The organism is Bacillus sp. TH17, assembly GCF_016651125.1.
In the GTDB taxonomy this organism is placed as follows: domain Bacteria; phylum Bacillota; class Bacilli; order Bacillales; family Bacillaceae_G; genus Bacillus_A; species Bacillus_A mycoides.
Genome location: NZ_JAEKEN010000001.1, coordinates 821415 through 839505 on the forward strand (window position 1 = coordinate 821415; position 18091 = coordinate 839505).

20 protein-coding genes, 3 pseudogenes and 1 other annotated feature (1 of these 24 running past the window's edge) are annotated in these 18091 nt (G+C 36.2%); of the genes and pseudogenes, 15 read left to right on the forward strand and 8 right to left on the reverse strand.

Annotated features, from left to right (window positions below; all coding sequences use genetic code 11):
• Nucleotides 1-32 precede the first annotated feature (32 nt).
• The 4 genes and pseudogenes from JFT95_RS04030 to JFT95_RS04045 all read left to right on the forward strand — a co-directional run bounded on the left by JFT95_RS04030 (nt 33) and on the right by JFT95_RS04045 (nt 2173).
• Nucleotides 33-493: pseudogene (locus JFT95_RS04030) on the forward strand (CarD family transcriptional regulator).
• Between the two features lie 546 nt (nt 494-1039).
• On the forward strand, nt 1040-1186 hold the full coding sequence (locus JFT95_RS04035) for a BC1881 family protein (RefSeq protein ID WP_002011296.1): 147 nt from the start codon (nt 1040-1042) through the stop codon (nt 1184-1186).
• A 282-nt stretch (nt 1187-1468) separates the two neighbouring features.
• Entirely contained in the window at nt 1469-1702 is a 234-nt protein-coding gene (locus JFT95_RS04040; RefSeq protein WP_002030277.1) for a hypothetical protein, read from the forward strand.
• A gap of 238 nt (nt 1703-1940) precedes the next feature.
• Nucleotides 1941-2173: pseudogene (locus tag JFT95_RS04045) on the forward strand (YuzF family protein).
• 67 nt (nt 2174-2240) lie between these two features.
• Here JFT95_RS04045 and JFT95_RS04050 read toward each other — a convergent pair.
• Nucleotides 2241-2516 (reverse strand): hypothetical protein, encoded by a 276-nt coding sequence (locus tag JFT95_RS04050; RefSeq protein ID WP_002166150.1) that lies wholly within the window; start codon nt 2514-2516, stop codon nt 2241-2243.
• Between the two features lie 277 nt (nt 2517-2793).
• On the opposite strand from JFT95_RS04050, the gene JFT95_RS04055 reads away from it, so the two are divergent.
• On the forward strand, nt 2794-3057 hold the full coding sequence (locus JFT95_RS04055) for a hypothetical protein (protein ID WP_201051515.1): 264 nt from the start codon (nt 2794-2796) through the stop codon (nt 3055-3057).
• Nucleotides 3058-3192: 135 nt separating this feature from the next.
• On the opposite strand, the gene prsA is transcribed toward JFT95_RS04055, so the two are convergent.
• Together prsA and JFT95_RS04065 are read right to left on the reverse strand one after the other, a co-directional pair.
• The gene (prsA, locus tag JFT95_RS04060; protein ID WP_201051517.1) at nt 3193-4050 is read right to left on the reverse strand and encodes a peptidylprolyl isomerase PrsA; all 858 of its coding nucleotides are present in this window, start codon (nt 4048-4050) and stop codon (nt 3193-3195) included.
• Between the two features lie 130 nt (nt 4051-4180).
• Nucleotides 4181-4312, reverse strand: coding sequence for a DUF3941 domain-containing protein (locus JFT95_RS04065; protein ID WP_001120851.1), 132 nt, complete (start codon nt 4310-4312; stop codon nt 4181-4183).
• Between the two features lie 100 nt (nt 4313-4412).
• Between JFT95_RS04065 and JFT95_RS04070 the strand changes: the two genes are divergently transcribed.
• Nucleotides 4413-5270: a YitT family protein gene (locus tag JFT95_RS04070; RefSeq protein ID WP_002125914.1), complete on the forward strand. Its 858-nt coding sequence runs from the start codon at nt 4413-4415 to the stop codon at nt 5268-5270.
• A gap of 26 nt (nt 5271-5296) precedes the next feature.
• Here JFT95_RS04070 and JFT95_RS04075 read toward each other — a convergent pair whose 3' ends face one another.
• The 3 genes from JFT95_RS04075 to JFT95_RS04085 all read right to left on the reverse strand — a co-directional run bounded on the left by JFT95_RS04075 (nt 5297) and on the right by JFT95_RS04085 (nt 6550).
• A complete protein-coding gene (locus JFT95_RS04075; RefSeq protein ID WP_002011309.1) occupies nt 5297-5494 on the reverse strand; it encodes a DUF3813 domain-containing protein in 198 nt (65 codons plus the stop codon).
• Complete coding sequence (locus JFT95_RS04080) at nt 5495-5635, reverse strand: hypothetical protein (RefSeq protein WP_000516816.1); 141 nt, start codon at nt 5633-5635, stop codon at nt 5495-5497.
• A 105-nt stretch (nt 5636-5740) separates the two neighbouring features.
• The gene (locus JFT95_RS04085; protein WP_201051519.1) at nt 5741-6550 is read right to left on the reverse strand and encodes a Cof-type HAD-IIB family hydrolase; all 810 of its coding nucleotides are present in this window, start codon (nt 6548-6550) and stop codon (nt 5741-5743) included.
• 490 nt (nt 6551-7040) lie between these two features.
• On the opposite strand from JFT95_RS04085, the gene JFT95_RS04090 reads away from it, so the two are divergent.
• Both JFT95_RS04090 and clpB read left to right on the forward strand, forming a co-directional pair.
• Nucleotides 7041-7220 carry a YjzC family protein gene (locus JFT95_RS04090; RefSeq protein WP_002086997.1) on the forward strand — a complete coding sequence of 60 codons (180 nt, stop codon included), beginning with the start codon at nt 7041-7043 and terminating at the stop codon, nt 7218-7220.
• A 172-nt stretch (nt 7221-7392) separates the two neighbouring features.
• Nucleotides 7393-9993 (forward strand): ATP-dependent chaperone ClpB, encoded by a 2601-nt coding sequence (gene clpB / locus JFT95_RS04095; RefSeq protein ID WP_201051521.1) that lies wholly within the window; start codon nt 7393-7395, stop codon nt 9991-9993.
• Between the two features lie 33 nt (nt 9994-10026).
• Here clpB and JFT95_RS04100 read toward each other — a convergent pair whose 3' ends face one another.
• Nucleotides 10027-10209: a YjzD family protein gene (locus JFT95_RS04100; RefSeq protein WP_001211111.1), complete on the reverse strand. Its 183-nt coding sequence runs from the start codon at nt 10207-10209 to the stop codon at nt 10027-10029.
• Between the two features lie 155 nt (nt 10210-10364).
• Between JFT95_RS04100 and JFT95_RS04105 the strand changes: the two are divergent.
• The 7 genes and pseudogenes from JFT95_RS04105 to JFT95_RS04135 all read left to right on the forward strand — a co-directional run bounded on the left by JFT95_RS04105 (nt 10365) and on the right by JFT95_RS04135 (nt 16603).
• Nucleotides 10365-11098 (forward strand): annotated as a pseudogene (locus JFT95_RS04105) (lipase family protein).
• A 29-nt stretch (nt 11099-11127) separates the two neighbouring features.
• Complete coding sequence (locus JFT95_RS04110) at nt 11128-12000, forward strand: NAD-dependent epimerase/dehydratase family protein (protein ID WP_002086991.1); 873 nt, start codon at nt 11128-11130, stop codon at nt 11998-12000.
• 64 nt (nt 12001-12064) lie between these two features.
• Complete coding sequence (locus JFT95_RS04115) at nt 12065-12241, forward strand: ComZ family protein (RefSeq protein ID WP_201051523.1); 177 nt, start codon at nt 12065-12067, stop codon at nt 12239-12241.
• 365 nt (nt 12242-12606) lie between these two features.
• Complete coding sequence (gene fabH, locus JFT95_RS04120; protein WP_001100550.1) at nt 12607-13539, forward strand: beta-ketoacyl-ACP synthase III; 933 nt, start codon at nt 12607-12609, stop codon at nt 13537-13539.
• A 31-nt stretch (nt 13540-13570) separates the two neighbouring features.
• On the forward strand, nt 13571-14809 hold the full coding sequence (gene fabF / locus JFT95_RS04125) for a beta-ketoacyl-ACP synthase II (RefSeq protein ID WP_002030364.1): 1239 nt from the start codon (nt 13571-13573) through the stop codon (nt 14807-14809).
• A 115-nt stretch (nt 14810-14924) separates the two neighbouring features.
• Nucleotides 14925-15716, forward strand: coding sequence for a DUF2268 domain-containing putative Zn-dependent protease (locus tag JFT95_RS04130; protein WP_002030365.1), 792 nt, complete (start codon nt 14925-14927; stop codon nt 15714-15716).
• A 140-nt stretch (nt 15717-15856) separates the two neighbouring features.
• Complete coding sequence (locus tag JFT95_RS04135; protein WP_002030367.1) at nt 15857-16603, forward strand: YjbA family protein; 747 nt, start codon at nt 15857-15859, stop codon at nt 16601-16603.
• A gap of 267 nt (nt 16604-16870) precedes the next feature.
• Here JFT95_RS04135 and trpS read toward each other — a convergent pair whose 3' ends face one another.
• Nucleotides 16871-17860, reverse strand: a complete 990-nt coding sequence (gene trpS / locus JFT95_RS04140; RefSeq protein WP_201051525.1) for a tryptophan--tRNA ligase — start codon at nt 17858-17860, stop codon at nt 16871-16873.
• Nucleotides 17861-17934: 74 nt separating this feature from the next.
• Nucleotides 17935-18091: a binding site (T-box leader), on the reverse strand; it runs 61 nt beyond the window's last position.

An 18091-nucleotide genomic window follows, 5' to 3' on the forward strand; every position in this document is an offset into this window, starting at 1 on the left:
TGAGAAGGTTACCATATATGGAGGTGGATTATATGTTTCAAATTGGCGATAACATTGTTTATCCAATGCACGGAGCAGGTATAATTGAAGCCATAGAAGAAAAAGAATTCTCAGGAAAAAAACAACAGTATTATGTTATAAAAATGTCGATCAGTAATATGCAAGTCATGATTCCTATGGGGAAAATATTAAGTTCGAGTATACGCCCAGTTACTGATATACTTGCATTAAAACACATTATACAAATTTTTCAGCATGGAGAATCAGATAAATTATTGCCGTGGAAACAAAGGTATAAAGTGAACACGGACAAAATAAAAACGGGTGAAATACAAGAAGGTGCTGAAGTTGTACGTGATTTAATGCGTATGAAGAAAGAAAAGGCACTTAATACAAGCGAAAAAAAATGTTGGATAACGCACATGAATTTTTGATTAGTGAACTAGGATTAATTAAAGGAATCACTGAAAATCAAATAAAAAGTTTCTGTTAAGATTCATTATAGATAATGTATTACATCCCCCGAAAATATCCTGAATTTTTCGGGAATATGATGATTATTAAAAGTAAATCATTTCAAAGACATTCAACTTCTTTAACTCACTTTTAGAGTAGGAACCTCTTTTGTTATTACTTCAATCTAATCCATTTTTATTTTTAAATTTCTTTTACGAACGTTCGAAGTTTCATCAAATAACTCGATTAAATAGTCACTTGATTTTTGCAATCCTGATTCACACTGGCACGGACAAGGAGCCGTAAGGATGAAAGAGAGGTAGGGCTTTCATTGTTTTAGGTAATATACTATCTAAGTCATTATTTCTAGAAGAAAAAACAATCAATCTCACCGCTATCTTTAAGAATTTCTTACATCTACTGAGACAGTGAATAGTAATTGTTTATCTTCTTTGCGTAAAATTGATAAGCGAACTGGTAACACCATATGGTTAACTACAAAAAATGGTTTCCAGACCAGGAAACCACTTTTAATTTTATTTACATAACAATAGTAAATTAAGCAGTAAGAAGGAGTGCACACATGAAAAAAATGTTAACCAAAGAATTAAGTAAAGAATTAAAGAAGCGGGAAGGGGTCATTTCTATTACAGTTGAGCCTTATGAAAAAATCGAAGTTGGTGGAATTCGTGTAGATGGACCAGCTGTTATTCTAATTAATCAAGAATAGCTAAAAATAGTTGAATGCACGAAGAAAAGGATCAGCCTTTAAGAGAAGGGAGGATCCTTTTTGTTTGCTGCAGCTAATATGGGGTACACATAATTTTCATCTGATGTGTTGGGGTTAATAGGAAGGAGAGGGTCGGGATTATCATAGTGGAAAGCTTAACATTGGTAGGATTTCTTTTCATGTTATATACATTAGTTGCTAAAAAAACAAACTAATTATTTAAATGGACAGATTTTTCTTTTTAAGGTCGGAATTTATTTTATAGTGAAATGGATAATTTAGATGGATGCAAGGAAAGAACGCATAAAATATGAGGAAATGTCAAAGAATTATGACTGTATTTATTTAGTTTCGTTTATCTTATTAATTGTGCTTGTTTGTAGTAGTGTGATTATCATAGGAGCTACAGGGGGGAAATATGGAGTGTTTTTATTGTTAACAATTTTACTTAACGCACGTATTACTAAAGAATCTCAAAAAATGTATGAGCACTATTCTAATAAAGGGCGTATTTAAAATGATACATATCTTGAAAGGAACAGCCTGGATGTACATGCAAAATATCCCTATATCATCACCTATTAACTAGTAAAAGTAACCTTATATAAATAATTTTTTAGCAATTTAGGAATAGAAAACGCACCTTATTAAAATGTTAGTTTCGTTTTTATAATGAAATATCCTTCTAGTATAGTTATAAGATTTATATCATATATTAAGAGGGAAAATGTAAGTTAGAAAGGAGTCCTATAGAATGAGTTTTTTAGAGGCAAATGACTTTAGTGAACAAAATATGGTAAGTGTACCTAATCCCTACGTATATTAGACATTACAATCGGTAATTGGTAAACATGTGGTTATTGAAGCTGTAAGAGGTAATGTAAGAGGAAAGTTAAAGAATGTGAACCGGATCATTTGCTCATTGAAGATAAGGTGCCGCATATTGTACGTATTCAACAAATTGTATGGATTATGCCAAAACAATGATCAAATTACATCTAGTTTGATTTATAACCGATTGGCGTCATAGACGCCCAAATAAAAATACAGGGTTTTATCTCTGTGTTTCTTCAAATTTTCGTTTTTGAATATATGCTTGAGCATGAATGATTTCTTCCTGAAGTGCTTCTAATTCTTCCGTAGATCCTGATTCAATCCTCATATAAGTAGTAACTAAACTAATCATCATATCCATCTTCTCTACTATATTTTGAATGACCTGTTCAGATTGCTCTTTTTTAGGGTGTTGTATTGCTATTAATACATTTTCCATATAATTGTTCTTTCTTTGCTGGATATCATAAATAAACTGTTTTGTGTTTGAGTTCATTTGTTGTTCCTCCTTTTGGATATATTTTCATTCTATCATATTTGAATAGAAAATATTGGATTCCCCTAAATTCACACCTGTCTCGTATATCTCCACAAATATACAAACTAATTCCTTAACGTACAGGGAATAAATTGAAATACGTCAATTTAATGTCTAAATGTACAGTTTTCTTTTTTGGGTATGGTGCCCCCTAATAGCTTCAGTTGAATTTTGTATGCTTTTGTTACAAGAGATTAAGAAAGAATAGATGAGATATTGAAACGGAGGTACGGAAGTGCAAGATAATGTACTTGAACAATTAATAAACCGTCTTTCCATAGTATGCCCTGAAAAAGAACGTGAAATATTAGCGGTGGATTTAAATGATATATATGAGAGTAGTGAAAGATTCGAAAAATTGTTTGAAAATATTATGAAATCTCAGCAAAATAAAGACGACTTAATAGATATATTAATTGAAGTAGAGATAGAACTAGATCACATCAATTGGCATTATAAAAGTCTGAAGAAAAAGCTGAAAGTATTAATGAAAGAATAAAAGAAGTAGGCTGCTTAAGCAGCCTACTTCTTTATGTTGTTAATTTTCGTCGGTAAATCGATATATTCGAAAAAATGCCGATACAATCTCATTTACCATCATGCATACTGTTCAAAAAGTTTGCACCCTCGTTTTTTATTTACCTTTCCCAAAAAGATGAGAAAATGTATCTTTCAAGTCACTATCGTTTATTTTAATATCCGCCTTTTTTAATTCATCTTGTAATAATTTTTGACCGAAGGAAGGGTCGGCAAGACGTTCTTCTTCTAAGTCTTTACGTATAGAGTCTTTCACTTTATCGTAAGGTTGTAAATCTTTTTTATCAGTTAGTTTAATAATGTGATAGCCGTTTGGTGATTTTACGGGATTGCTAATTTGGCCGGGCTTTAATTTGTAGGCAGCTTTTTCAAATTCAGGTGTCATTTTGCCTGCCCCGAAGTATCCGAGGTCTCCGCCATTATCTTTTGATGCTAGATCTTGAGATTCTTGGTTTGCTAATTCTTCAAATGAAGTGCCGGTATCTAATTTCTTCTTTATCTCTTTCGCTTCATTTTCGTTACTTACTAAAATGTGACTAGCTTTAATTTCTGGTTTATAGTGGTCTTTCACATCTTTTTCTGTAACGCTTTGTTTAATCGCTTCATTCAATGCAAGTTTGAATTTAATTTGATTTTTGAAATCTTCTTCATCTTTTAAACGATTATTTTCTAGTGTTGCTTTGAATTGTTCTCCATATTGATCTTTTGCTTTTTCTACTTCTTTATCTACTGCATCATCAGATACTTTATATTTTTTAGTAATAACATCTTGTGCCACCATTTCGTATAGCGTGTCTTTTCCGTATCGATCTTTCAATTGTTTTTCGAAATCGCTCTTTGTAATTGTTGAGTTTGTTGTTGTAGCGATTGTGGCCGAGTCATTTTTTTGTCCGCAAGCAGATAGCATTAATATACTTATTAGTGCAGTGATAATGAATGTACTTTTTCCTTTCATGCTAACACCTCATCCGAATATGTTATCGCTATTGTAGAATATAGAAGTGAACATGAAGTGAATTTTTAATGTTTTTTCCCTGTAAAATGTAAAAAAAGTACATCAACATTAAAGTTGATGTACGATGTAATCAAAGGTGATCGGTTTTCTTAGAATATGCACGTTTTCCTTGCTGAATATTTTTTTGCTCTTGTTCATTTTTTTGAGTGCGCTTTGCATTATTGTCGCGTGCTTTTTTGTCGTTATCGCTAGTATGTGGCATATGTATCAACTCCATTTCTAAACGTTGTATGTTTATCATTTCCTTTTTCGTAAAGACTATGTATAGCGGTGCATTCATGAATACTAAAGGTGGATTAGAAATGGATTTGAAGCTGAATTATACTGAACTTATTAAGAAGTTAGTCGTTGTAATTATTGCGGGTTTATTAAATGCGATTGGGATGAATTTATTTTTAACACCAGCGAAAGTGTATGCGAGTGGTTTTGCTGGATTGTCTCAATTATTGTCACAAATATTAGGTGACTTTTTATCTATTCATATATCTACGGGGGTATTGTTTAGTTTATTTAATATTCCTGTCGTTATTTTAGCGTGGAAAAAGGTTGGGAAGGCCTTTACATTTTTTAGTTTTCTTTGTGTTGTATTTATGACTTTGTTTTTAGAAATTATCCCAGTTAGAGCGGTTTCGCACGATATTATATTGAATGCGATTTTTGGTGGGATTATTTCAGCGATTGGGGTAGGGGTTGCTTTAAAGTGGGGGGCTTCTACAGGTGGTCTAGATATTATTGCTATGATTTTATCAAAAATAAAAGATAAGCCTGTCGGCACGTATTTTTTCTTCTTTAATGCACTTATCATTATCGCTGCTGGCTACGTATATGGATGGGAAAAGGCATTATATACTTTAGTCACTTTGTATGTATCAACGAGAATTATTGATGCGATTCATACCCGTCATGTGAAGATTACGGCATTAATTGTTACAAAGAACGGGGCAGATGTGCGAAAAGCGATTCACTCTCGCTTAGTGAGAGGGATTACAACTATACCAGCAACAGGTGCTTATACAAATGAAAATAAAGAAATGTTAATGATTGTTATTACTCGTTATGAGTTGTACGAATTAGAGAGGGTTATTAAACAAGTGGACCCAGGTGCATTTACAAATATACTGCAAACGGTCGGTGTGTTTGGATTGTTTAGAAAAGATTAAAGAGGACCAAAGCTGGTCCTCCTTTTTTAATGCGAATTCGTAATGTTTTGCAATTGCTCCTGCATTTCACGTAGCTGAACTTTTTCAGCAGTTGAAGAGTTTGCATAAGCAGAGTGCAAAGAGTTTTTTGCTCTATAAACGAGTTCCTGTTGTTCAGCGCCACTTGAACAAGAAACGGCACTTGAAACAGCGTCTCTAGCTTGTTGGAATAGTAAGTTCCCCATTTAAACCCCTCCAAATGAAGAGTTACTTCTCGCTTTTTCTGCCTCAGCTAATGTACCTCTGTACGGGAATCTTGCATCATGCTTCATAACAGCATCGGCTCCTTGCTGGATAAAACGTTTTGATTTGTTCTTTTTACCCATTCGAAAAACCCCCTTTATTTAGCTGAAAACAATTGACGCGCTGACTTTTGCGTCTAATAATAGTATGAGCGTTTGGCGAGAAACTATAAGCAGGGAATTTTTAGATTACAATCCAAGAACCTCTTCTAAATATAGAGCGATACCATCTTCTTCATTCGTTAATGTCGTATGATTTGCGAGTGATTTTAATTCAGGAATTGCATTACCCATTGCGATTCCATGACCAGCAAATTCGATCATTTCAAAGTCGTTATCCTCATCACCAAAAGCGATAATTCGCTCTTTAGGAATATTATAATGGCCTGAAATTTTTTGTAATCCGACAGCTTTATTTAATCCGCTTTTTACAATTTCAATAATTGGCCAAGGCGCACCCCATTTTCTATGGTCGATGACTTCAGCATGCATATCTGTTAAATGTTGGCGAATTGTAGCAGAATGCTCGTCATGTGCATCGATTAATAAGCAAGTTGGATGGTCGTTTAAAATATTTAATAAATCTCCTGTGAAAATCTTTGGAGAACCGAATTCAAAAATATGTTTTTTATCTTCATCAATTTCACGGACATACACATCATCGATGACTTCAGCATAGACATTTTTCACGCCGAAATCAAAGCAAGCTCGGACGATTTCTTGTGCTGTTGAAAGTTCGAGAGGAGAGTGATGTGTTCCCCAACTTGAATCAAGAGGGTGATGCACGTAAGCTCCATTAAAGTTTACGATTGGTGTGTTAAGGCTAAGTTCTTTATAATAATCGTAACTAGCGCGGAATGGACGTCCTGTTGAAATAACGACAATATGTCCTTGTTCTTTTGCTTTTGCAATTGTGTTTTTCGTTCTTGGAGAAATTATTTTGTTGTCTGTTAATAAAGTTCCGTCTAAGTCTAATGCGATTAAATGTTGTTTGTTCATAATTTCACCTCTTATAATAAATTTTTTGATTCTATCTGTATTTCCGTTTTTAATATGCAGAAATAAGAGGTTAGACTGGGTGAAACTACTGTAGATGAAAGTTTCACTATATATCCATCTTACGTCGCGAAGCGCTGTGGTGTCTACTATTTCTCGTTGGAAATTAGGAAAAGTCAATGTCTTTTTAGAAAGTTCAAACAATGTTTCTTTCATTATGTACAATTTGTGAAAAGGGTTACATTGTTTGAATGATGCGACTTATAATGAACATGTAATCTTCTCGTATATGTTTGACTCTCCTTTGAAACTGGCCTAAAGTAGGTTGGTTTCTTTTTTTTTAACAAATATGCCAATAATTCCTGCTTAAGCTTGTGTAATTATATATATGTACATGGGTAAACGGTAGTACTTGTTTCCTAAACATGACAGAAAGGCTTTCTTTTAAAATGGATATACTAATGAGGCAAGACGTCATGGAAGGAGAATGAAAATGGGACAAAATCGCAGGTTTCGTTCAGGGCAAAAAGCGCCAAATGATGGCATTTACGTAGAAATTGGTGAAACGGGAAGTATGGTGAAAAATCCGCAAATGGTACAATTAACTGCCGGTGAAAAGTTTCCAGAGAACGCAAATCATAACCGTCAGTGGACATATAAAAGAAAACCGTAACAGAAGCCGCAATCGTTATTGCGGCTTTTTTGATTAGGAAAATGAATGTTACTTTTTTCTTTTTCCAATAATAAGTTTGAACTACATAAGCAAAATTATTGTATAAAAAAGTCAGTTGGCGTATAATCAAATCAAAGGTCAAAGAAAGTCAAACATTTGGAGGGCTGTAAAGATGGACTTAAATCAAATGACAACGAAAACACAGGAAGCGATTATGAGTGCTCAATCTTTAGCGGTATCTCATCATCATCAAGAAGTAGATACTGTTCATCTATTGCTTACGTTATTAGAGCAGCAAGACGGATTAACAGTACGTATTTTTCAAAAAATGAATGTCGATATAGAAGCGTTAAAACAAGGCGCCGAAAGTTTAATTAAGAAAAAGCCTTCTGTAACTGGAAGCGGGGCAGAGGCAGGGAAATTATATGTAACAGGTGCTTTGCAACAACTGCTTGTAAAAGCGGGAAAAGAAGCGGAGAAATTGCAAGATGACTACATTTCAATCGAACATGTATTACTTGCTTTTTCTGAAGAGAAAGGCGATATAAATCAATTATTTGCAAAATTTTATATTACGAAAGATAACTTATTACAGTCTTTAATGACAGTTCGGGGGAATCAAAGAGTGACTAGTCAAAATCCAGAAGCAACTTATGAAGCGTTAGAAAAATATGGCCGTGATTTAGTGGCTGAAGTAAGAGCGGGGAAAATTGATCCTGTAATTGGCAGAGATAGTGAAATTCGCCGCGTGATCCGCATTCTTTCACGCAAAACGAAAAATAACCCCGTTTTAATCGGAGAGCCAGGTGTTGGTAAAACAGCAATCGTTGAAGGATTAGCGCAGCGTATTGTGAAAAAAGATGTCCCAGAAGGATTAAAAGATAGAACAATTTTCGCTTTAGATATGAGTGCACTTGTGGCCGGAGCAAAATTCCGCGGTGAGTTTGAAGAACGTCTGCAAGCTGTATTAAATGAAATTAAAAAGAGTGAAGGTCGCATTTTATTATTCATTGATGAACTTCATACAATCGTCGGCGCTGGTAAAACAGAAGGAGCGATGGATGCGGGAAATATGTTAAAACCAATGCTAGCGCGTGGTGAACTGCATTGTATCGGGGCAACGACATTAGATGAATACCGTAAATATATTGAGAAAGATCCAGCGTTAGAAAGACGTTTCCAACAAGTGTTAGCAGAAGAGCCAACTGTTGAGGATACAATTTCCATTTTACGTGGTTTAAAAGAGCGTTTTGAAATTTATCACGGCGTAAATATTCATGACCGCGCGATTGTAGCAGCATCTGTTTTATCAGATCGATACATTTCGGATCGCTTCTTACCTGATAAAGCGATTGATCTAGTTGATGAAGCTTGTGCAACAATTCGAACAGAAATTGATTCTATGCCAACAGAACTAGATGAAGTAACGCGCCGCATTATGCAGCTGGAAATTGAAGAAGCTGCTCTTGGGAAAGAAAAGGACTTAGGTAGTCAAGAGCGCCTAAAAACATTGCAACGTGAATTATCGGATTTAAAAGAAGTTGCAAGTAGTATGAGAGCGAAATGGGAGAAAGAAAAAGAAGACATTCATAAAGTGCGTGACTTACGTGAACATTTAGAGCGCTTGCGCCGTGAGTTAGAAGAAGCAGAAGGAAATTATGATTTAAATAAAGCAGCTGAGCTTCGCCACGGGAAAATTCCAGCTATCGAAAAAGAGTTAAAAGAAGCGGAAGAGATGGGTGCACATAATAAACAAGAGAATCGCTTATTACGCGAGGAAGTAAGTGAAGAAGAAATTGCAGACATTGTTTCAAGGTGGACTGGTATTCCTGTCGCAAAACTCGTTGAAGGTGAACGTGAGAAATTATTACGTCTTGAACAAATTTTATCAGAGCGTGTTATCGGTCAAGAGGAAGCGGTAAGCCTTGTATCAGACGCAGTACTTCGTGCTCGCGCTGGCATTAAAGATCCGAATCGTCCAATTGGTTCATTTATTTTCTTAGGCCCTACAGGTGTTGGTAAAACTGAGCTTGCAAAAACGTTAGCGCAAACACTATTTGACAGTGAAGAGCAAATGATTCGTATCGATATGTCTGAGTATATGGAGAAACACGCAGTGTCACGCTTAATTGGAGCGCCTCCTGGATATGTTGGATATGAAGAAGGTGGTCAATTAACAGAAGCAGTAAGACGTAAACCATATTCTGTTATTTTGTTAGATGAAATTGAAAAAGCACATCCAGAAGTATTCAACATTTTATTACAAATGTTAGACGATGGCCGCATTACAGATTCACAAGGACGTACAGTAGACTTTAAAAATACGGTTATTATTATGACTTCAAATATTGGATCTGCTCACTTATTAGAAGGGCTAGAAGAAGATGGTTCTATTAAAGAAGAGTCAAGAGAACTTGTAATGGGACAATTAAGAGGACATTTCCGACCAGAATTCTTAAACCGTGTCGATGAAATTATTTTATTCAAACCTCTTACAAGGAATGAAATTAAAGGTATTGTTGATAAGATTGTACAAGAATTACAAGGGCGTTTAGCAGATCGCCACATATCATTAGAATTGACGGAATCTGCAAAAGAATTTGTTGTAGAAGCTGGATTCGATCCGCTGTACGGAGCTCGTCCGTTAAAACGATATGTACAGCGTCAAGTTGAGACGAAATTAGCGAGAGAATTAATTGCAGGAGCGATTACTGACAATAGTCACGTAGTGGTTGATGTAGAAAATAACGAATTAGTCGTGCGTGTGAAGTAAAAAAAGAGTTCGGATAAAATCCGGACTCTTTTTTTAGTGTTGTTCTACTGGCTCGTTTGGAATCGCAGCTGCAATCGCTAATACTAATACCGCAAGAACAACTGAGAAAATAGACGCTTGGTTAAAATCGTATGTACCGCCAGTCATAGAGCCGATTACATAGCTCATCATATGTACAAGTGCGAACGACCAAATTAATGCCCAAATGAAACGCATATTTTACACCTCTATTCGTTCAATCTGTCCTTATTGTAACACAATTGAAAAAAGAATATAGAAAAATATTTGTAGATTTTTCAACGCAAATTTGCATTCTGTTCATACATTATAAAGAGTACTTTTATACGTTTAGAAAATAAGGCGGGGGAAAAATGAGTATTACGGAACGTTTTTTTACTTAGAAAAAGAACCATGTGTAATTTATTTACCGGAAAAGCCAAATGGATTTTCTGTTATGCTCCTAGGAGATTATAACTATTTTATTGAGAATGGTACAAGTTTATGGACACAGCATGCAGGGAGAGCTTATTTTTTACAGGGCCTTATTGAAAAAGGTTATACGGTCTTTTCATCTAACTTATACGGAAGGCATTGGGGGAACGACCGAGCTGTTCGTCTTGCAAAACGTTTGTATGATGTCGTTCTAAGAAAAGAGACATTGAATGCGAAAATGCACATTATGGCAGATGGTATGGGAGCGCTTGTAGCACTGGAGATGATGAACAAATACCCTGAATGTATACGTTCTGTCGTTATGTTAAATCCGTGTTTAGATTTACCAGAATATGTGGATTTTGAGAAAGAGCATAAGTTTTTTTACAAAAGATTAGTGAAGGAATTAAGTTTGGCGTATGATTCCAAAGAAGAAGAATTAGAATCAAAAATAAATAAGAAATCATTTGCGCTTCTGCCATCTTGTGTACCTGTTAAAGTTTTTGTCTCAACACAGGAAAAAAGAGGAAGAAAACAATTGTTACGTAAATACGAGAAAATGAGGCAATTCAATCAATGCGATACTTCTGTTTTATTCCATCTGCAAGATGTGAAATATAAAATGGTTAGACAAACGACGGATTTCTTTAAAAAATATGAAGAAGAATTGTGAAGCTCCCATATACATAAATGAGGAGCTATTTGTTTCAAGGGGAAAGGGTTGGTGGTATGAAACGCGTGCTGATTATAGGTGCACTTACGTTTGTAGGTTATCACCTTGTGAATAAAATGATTGCAGAAGAAGTAGAAGTATATGGTCTTGATTTTGATGAATTTGATAGTATGACAAAAATTAATGAAGAGAAATTATTGTTGATTGGGCGGAATGCGTTATTTACGTACTATTCTATAAGGGATGAAGACGGATGGCGATCGGTAGAGGAAGAGAGTTTCGATACAGTTTATTTTTGCTTGTATGAGCCGAATCAGCAAAGTGGATTTCGGAATGAAAGGGTCATATTACAATATTTAAAACGAATCGTAAGGATGTGTGAAAAAAATAAAGTAAAGTTAAATCTAATTTCTTCTATTGAAATAGGAAGCACTGAAGAATCCGAAAACAAACATCTATTTTCGAAAGTGGAAGAAGGGTTGAAAAAAGGCGAATTACAATATAGTGCATATCGAGTTCCTACATTATATGGGCCGTGGCAACCGTCGTTTATGATGTATCATCAGCTTATTTTATCAGAACTTGATGAAAAAGAGTGCCGTTGTATAAATGGAGAAAAAGGAAGTGATTTACTTTACGTTGAAGATGTATGTGAATATTTATGGGAAAATGGAATGAATGTAAAACACCTCGGTATATATAATTTACTTAGTGGAAAAGAAGAGTTATGGGAAAAGGGTATGAGTCTTTTACATGCAGATGATAAAGTAAATAACAAAAATGTGGAAGTAAGAGATGAAGCTGTAGAGGTTATTTCTATTCAAAAAAATACACCAGTAGAATTCGGTTTAAATAAACAATTGGCACATATGAAAAAATATAAAGAGTTATACGAAGGGTAGCATGCATGTTACACTATTGTATGGATAATTGATTGAAAAGCTTTAATGGAGAGGAAGAGATTACATGAACGAAAAAAGTATGCAATTTTTACAAATCGCAATGAAGCATTTACCAGAAGCAAAGACAATTTTAGATTCTAATGGAATTGCACTTGATATGGAGAAAGCACAGCCGGTGTTAGAGCTATTGATGAAAGTAATGGGCGAAGCATATGAGCTTGGGAAAGCAGATAAAGAATAAAACCAAACCCTTCTTTTTTGATGGAAGAGAGGCTCGAGCCGTGGATAGAAGCGGTTGGGGCCTTTTTTTATTTCGAGTGGAGTGAAACCTGAGGGATGATGAGGCTAAAGGGGAAGGTTATGAGGAGAAGGTCTTAGTTTTGAAGGGAAAGCAGATAAAGAATAAAAATCTTCTTTTTTGATGGGAGAGAGGCTCGAGCTGTGGATAGAAGCGGAAAGGGCTTTTTCTGTTTCTTTTAATGAAAAATAAAGTTAGTAATACGCTGTCTTATTTTTTTAGCTGAAATATATTCTAGACAAAAGTACATTTATGTTTTAAAATTAGTACCAAGTCATAATAATTGATATAAAACGGAGGGCTGCGATGTGAACGTGGGCATTTTAGGGATCGGAAGATATGTGCCAGAAAAAGTAGTCACAAATCACGATTTAGAGAAAATCGTAGATACATCTGATGAATGGATTCGTACGAGAACGGGAATTGCAGAAAGACGCATTGCCGATGATACAATAGATACTTCATATATGGCGGTAGAGGCTTCTAAAAAAGCACTTGAAGATGCCGGGATTAGCGGAGAGGATATCGATCTTATTTTAGTGGCAACAGTAACGCCAGATCGCGCATTCCCAGCAGTAGCTTGTGTAATCCAAGAAGCAATTGGCGCAAAACACGCAGCCGCAATGGATTTAAGTGCAGCGTGTGCTGGCTTTATGTACGGAATGATTACAGCGCAGCAATTTATTCAAACGGGAACTTATAAAAATGTATTAGTAGTTGGTAGTGACAAACTATCTAAAATTGTAGACTGGAACGATCGAAATACAGCGGTACTATTTGGGGACGGAGCAGGTGCTATCGTAATGGGAGCTGTTTCGGAAGGAAAAGGTGTACTTTCTTTTGAATTAGGAGCGGACGGAAGTGGCGGTAAGCATCTTTATCAAGACGAGTATGTTATGATGAACGGCAGAGAAGTCTTTAAATTTGCTGTTCGCCAACTTGGTGATTCCTGTCTTCGCGTGTTAGAAAAAGCGGGACTTACGAAAGAGGATGTGGACTTCTTAGTACCACATCAAGCGAATATTCGTATTATGGAATCTGCAAGAGAAAGATTAAATTTACCGAAAGAAAAAATGAGTATGACAATTGAAAAGTTCGGTAATACATCGGCTTCTTCAATTCCAATTGCAATGGTAGAGGAATTGCAAAATGGACGTATTCAAGATGGTGATTTAATTATACTAGTCGGTTTTGGCGGCGGGTTAACATGGGGAGCAGTAGCTCTTCGTTGGGGTAAATAAGGACTGAGAGAAAAAAAGGAGTGTATTTTGTATGGAAAAAAAGAGGGTCGTAATTACAGGGCTAGGAGCTGTTACACCGATCGGAACAGATGTTGAAACAGCTTGGGAAAACATTAAAAACGGTGTATCCGGAATCGGACGACTTACAAGAATAGATTCAGAACAAATTCCTGCAAAAGTAGCAGCAGAAATTAACGACTTTGAAGTCGAAAAATATATAGATAAAAAAGAAGCGCGCCGTATGGACCGCTTTACGCAATATGCAGTAGCAGCAGCGAAAATGGCAGTTGCGGATGCGAAGCTTGAAATTACAGAAGAAAATGCACCACGCATTGGTGTATGGGTTGGTTCTGGTATTGGTGGTATGGAAACATACGAAGAACAATTTAAGATTTTTACTGAAAAAGGTCCGCGCCGCGTGAGCCCATTCTTCGTACCAATGATGATTCCAGATATGGCAGCAGGTCAAGTGTCAATCGCTACAGGAGCGAAAGGAATTAATACTTGCTCTGTAACAGCTTGTGCATCTGGAGCAAACTCAATTGGTGATGCGTTTAAAGTAATCCAGCGCGGTGATGCTGATGCGATGATAACAGGCGGAGCAGAAGCGCCATTAACAAGTATGGCATTCGCTGGGTTTAGCTCAGCGAAAGCATTAACATTCAATGAAGATCCAGCAACGGCTTGCCGCCCATTCGATAAAAATCGTAGCGGTTTCGTAATGGGTGAAGGATCAGGAATTCTTATTCTTGAAGAATTAGAGCACGCATTAGCACGTGGTGCTCACATTTATGCGGAAATTGCTGGTTATGGTGCAACTGGTGATGCGTTCCATATTACAATGCCTGCTCCTGGCGGTGAAGGCGGAGTTCGTGCGATGCGTCAAGCTTTAGCTGATGCAGGTCTAGAGCCAAAAGATATTGATTACATTAATGCACATGGTACAAGTACAGATGCAAATGAAAAGTATGAAACGATGGCAATTAAAGAAACTTTCGGTGAGCATGCATATAAAGTAGCGATTAGCTCAACGAAATCAATGACAGGTCATTTATTAGGAGCAGCTGGTGCTGTTGAAGCAATCTTCTCTATTAAATCAATTACAGACGGAGTAATTCCTCCGACGATTAACTATGAAACACCAGATCCAGAATGTGATTTAGATTACGTACCAAATACAGCGAGGCATCAAGAAGTGCGAGCTGTATTAAGTAATTCATTAGGATTCGGTGGTCATAACGCAGTATTAGTATTTAAAGCATATAAATAATATGTACAATAAGGTGTCTTTTCGTAAAGTATTACGAAAAGACACCTTATTTATTTTTTATCACCTTTACGTTCCTTTCTTTTTTGCATATACATAAGAAAAGGAGGGATGAAGGTTGGGGGTTGTTGAAACGGCAGAATGGTTACATCTGTATTATGGACGTCCAGAGAAGCTTTGTGAGAAATTTACAAAGTATATTCCATTGCCAAAAGAGAGACTGTATCGCTTTTTAATCTCTAAAGGTATGTATCGCCCAGTAATGCGGGGGGAGCAGGAAATTAAAGAGTTAGAGAAGAAAGAAATTTGGAAAGAACTTAGCATGGAGTATGAAAAATTGAAAGGTTGGCTAAAAGGTCCAGATGTCCCTATCTTTATTTTATTATCAGATTCATACAATCGAACTGTACAAGAGGAATATAACGGGAAGGCTGGCTTATCTATGCGTCACGTTATTTTCTTATTCGTATGTGGACGTAATTCAGTAGAGGAACTAAAAGCTTTATTAACGCATGAATACCATCATATATGTAGGTTACATCAAATTGAGACGAAAGAAACAGAGTATACATTACTTGATACGATGATTATGGAAGGGTTAGCTGAGCAAGCTGTGTATGAAAGGTATACAGAAAAAAGATGTGCACCGTGGACTACTTACATTTCAAAAGAAGATGCTATTTATTATTGGAGGAATTCAATACAAGAACGAATAGGCGTAAAGAGAGGTACGAGGGAGCATGATGTTTTATTAAATGGACTGCACTCGTATCCGAAAATGCTTGGCTATGCACTTGGATTTCATATTGTGAAAGATTGTGTAGCATTTGAAGGAGAAAATACACTTTCTTTATTATCTATAGATGCGAAAGAAATATTGAATAAAGCAAATACATTTCATGTTTCATGAAAAACAGGGGAGCTATCTCCTGTTTTTTTATATCATAGAAGAAAAAATAATAATTAGAATATATTTCCTCAAGTGGAATAAAGTTAAGCGAAACTGAACATAATGATTGGTACAAACAGTAGTGAAGTGAGGGGTAGTGAATGTTATATCTACATGATGTATGGGTAAATTGGTTTGAAGGTGAAGAGAATGGGTATAACGTTTGTCATTTTTACGAATGGCGGAAAGATGATACGATTGAGCTATTAGATCAAGTGCCATTATTAAAAGTAGATGCCACATTATATCATTACATCGAGAACGAATTATTAGAGCTTCCGCAAAAATTATTGGAAGACGTATATCATAAGGCTTATATTCGTAAAAATCACGAACGTTTGCAACAAGAATATTGTTTTGTAGTTACAGATGGAAAAGGAATTATTGCGATTGATTCAATCGGCTATAATGTGCCAATTAGAAAAAGTAGGCTTATACCGCGTCAAGAACAGATGGTATATGAGATGGTAGAGAATGTGCAAGCAGAAAAGTATGAGTTCCAAGTGGAAGAGATTGAAAAAGAACATCATATTTTATCGCCGTCGCCTTTCATTATGAATGGCCTAACTCGTAAAGAAAGACAGTTAAAACAATTATTATTTATGGCATTAGATCAATTACATACAACGAAAAATCCAGCTGAAATTCGCTATTGGTTCACAGAGTGGGATCCATCAGCGTACGGAATGGTCCAACATATGGAGTTTGAAGATGTTTGGGCTAAACTTTATGATGAAGCGAAAACTGGATGGTCTGAGAAGCACGAGCAATTATGTGAGCGCCTTGTAAAAGGACAGCCGTTTTTTGAAAAGTTATGGGAAATGGAAAATGAGCAGAAGGTAAATTAAAAAAACCGCCAATTGGCGGTTTTTTTTATGGAGGTGACAAGAATGTTCGGTGGCTTCGCGCCTTCCTGCGAGGCAAAAAGCGCCTCTACGTCAGGAGCTCCATCCCCCTCACATTCTGAGCGAGCCGCTTCCGCTTTTTGTAGTAATCCAGCTCTGGCAGCAAGCTCTTCGTGTCTAAGAACCTTCCGCATAAGAAGACAAAAAGCGTCTTCTATGCGAAAGAACCTTAGCCAGTCAGAGCTGAACGAGCTGCCTCCGCTTTATAAGTTACCTACGTTTTCTACTTAATCCCATTGCGTTTTCTACTTTGCGTAGTTGTTTGAATGCAACGTGGTTCGCTTTTTCGGCACCTTTGTCTAGAATTTCGTCTAGTTCTGGTGAGTTGATTAGTTCGTTATATTTGTCTTGGATTGGACGAATTGCTTCTACGACTACGTGTGCTAGGTCGCCTTTGAAATCGCCGTATCCTTTTCCTTCGTACATTGCTTCTATTTCTTCAACTGTTTTTCCAGAGAATGAAGAGTAGATTGTTAATAAGTTAGAGATTCCAGGTTTGTTTTCTTTATCAAATTTCACGATACCATCAGAATCAGTTACAGCACTTTTAATTTTCTTTTCAATTGTTTTTGGTTCATCAAGCATACTGATCATTGCTTTTGGATTCGGATCAGATTTACTCATTTTTTTCGTAGGTTCTGTTAATGACATAACGCGAGCTCCTACTTTTGGAATACGAATTTCAGGAACAGTGAACACTTCACGGAAGCGTTTGTTGAAACGCTCTGCTAGGTCGCGTGTTAATTCCATATGTTGTTTTTGATCATCACCAACAGGTACGATTTCAGTGTTGTAAAGTAAAATATCAGCAGCCATTAATGGTGGATACGTTAGTAATCCAGCTGGAACTGAATCTCTACCAGAAGATTTATCTTTATATTGCGTCATACGCTCTAATTCTCCAACGTAAGCAACTGATTGCATAATCCATCCTAGTTGAGCGTGTGCTGGTACTTCTGATTGTACAAATAAAGTAGCTTTTTCAGGATCGATGCCACATGCTACATAAAGTGCAGCAAGACTGCGAATGTTTTTACGAAGTTGTACGGGATCTTGAGGTACTGTAATCGCATGTTGGTTTACAATACAGAAATAACAGTCGTGTTCATTTTGAAGCTCTGTAAATTGCTTCATAGCTCCTAAATAGTTTCCAAGTGTAATTGTTCCGCTTGGCTGAATACCAGAAAAGATAACTGACATAAGTAATTCCTCCTAAAATTGAATGTGCGATGGGGAAGAGAAGGCATACAAAAAAGCCCATTCATCCCAAATTACATAGGGACGAATGGACCGCGGTACCACCCTAATTATTTCACAGCTGTGAAATCTCTCAAGATCCATAATAACGTCTGGATATAACGCCAAAGCCTACTACTTTCGGTTCGGTTTGGTGCTCAAAAGCCCATTCCATACTGCGCAATTACTTGTTCA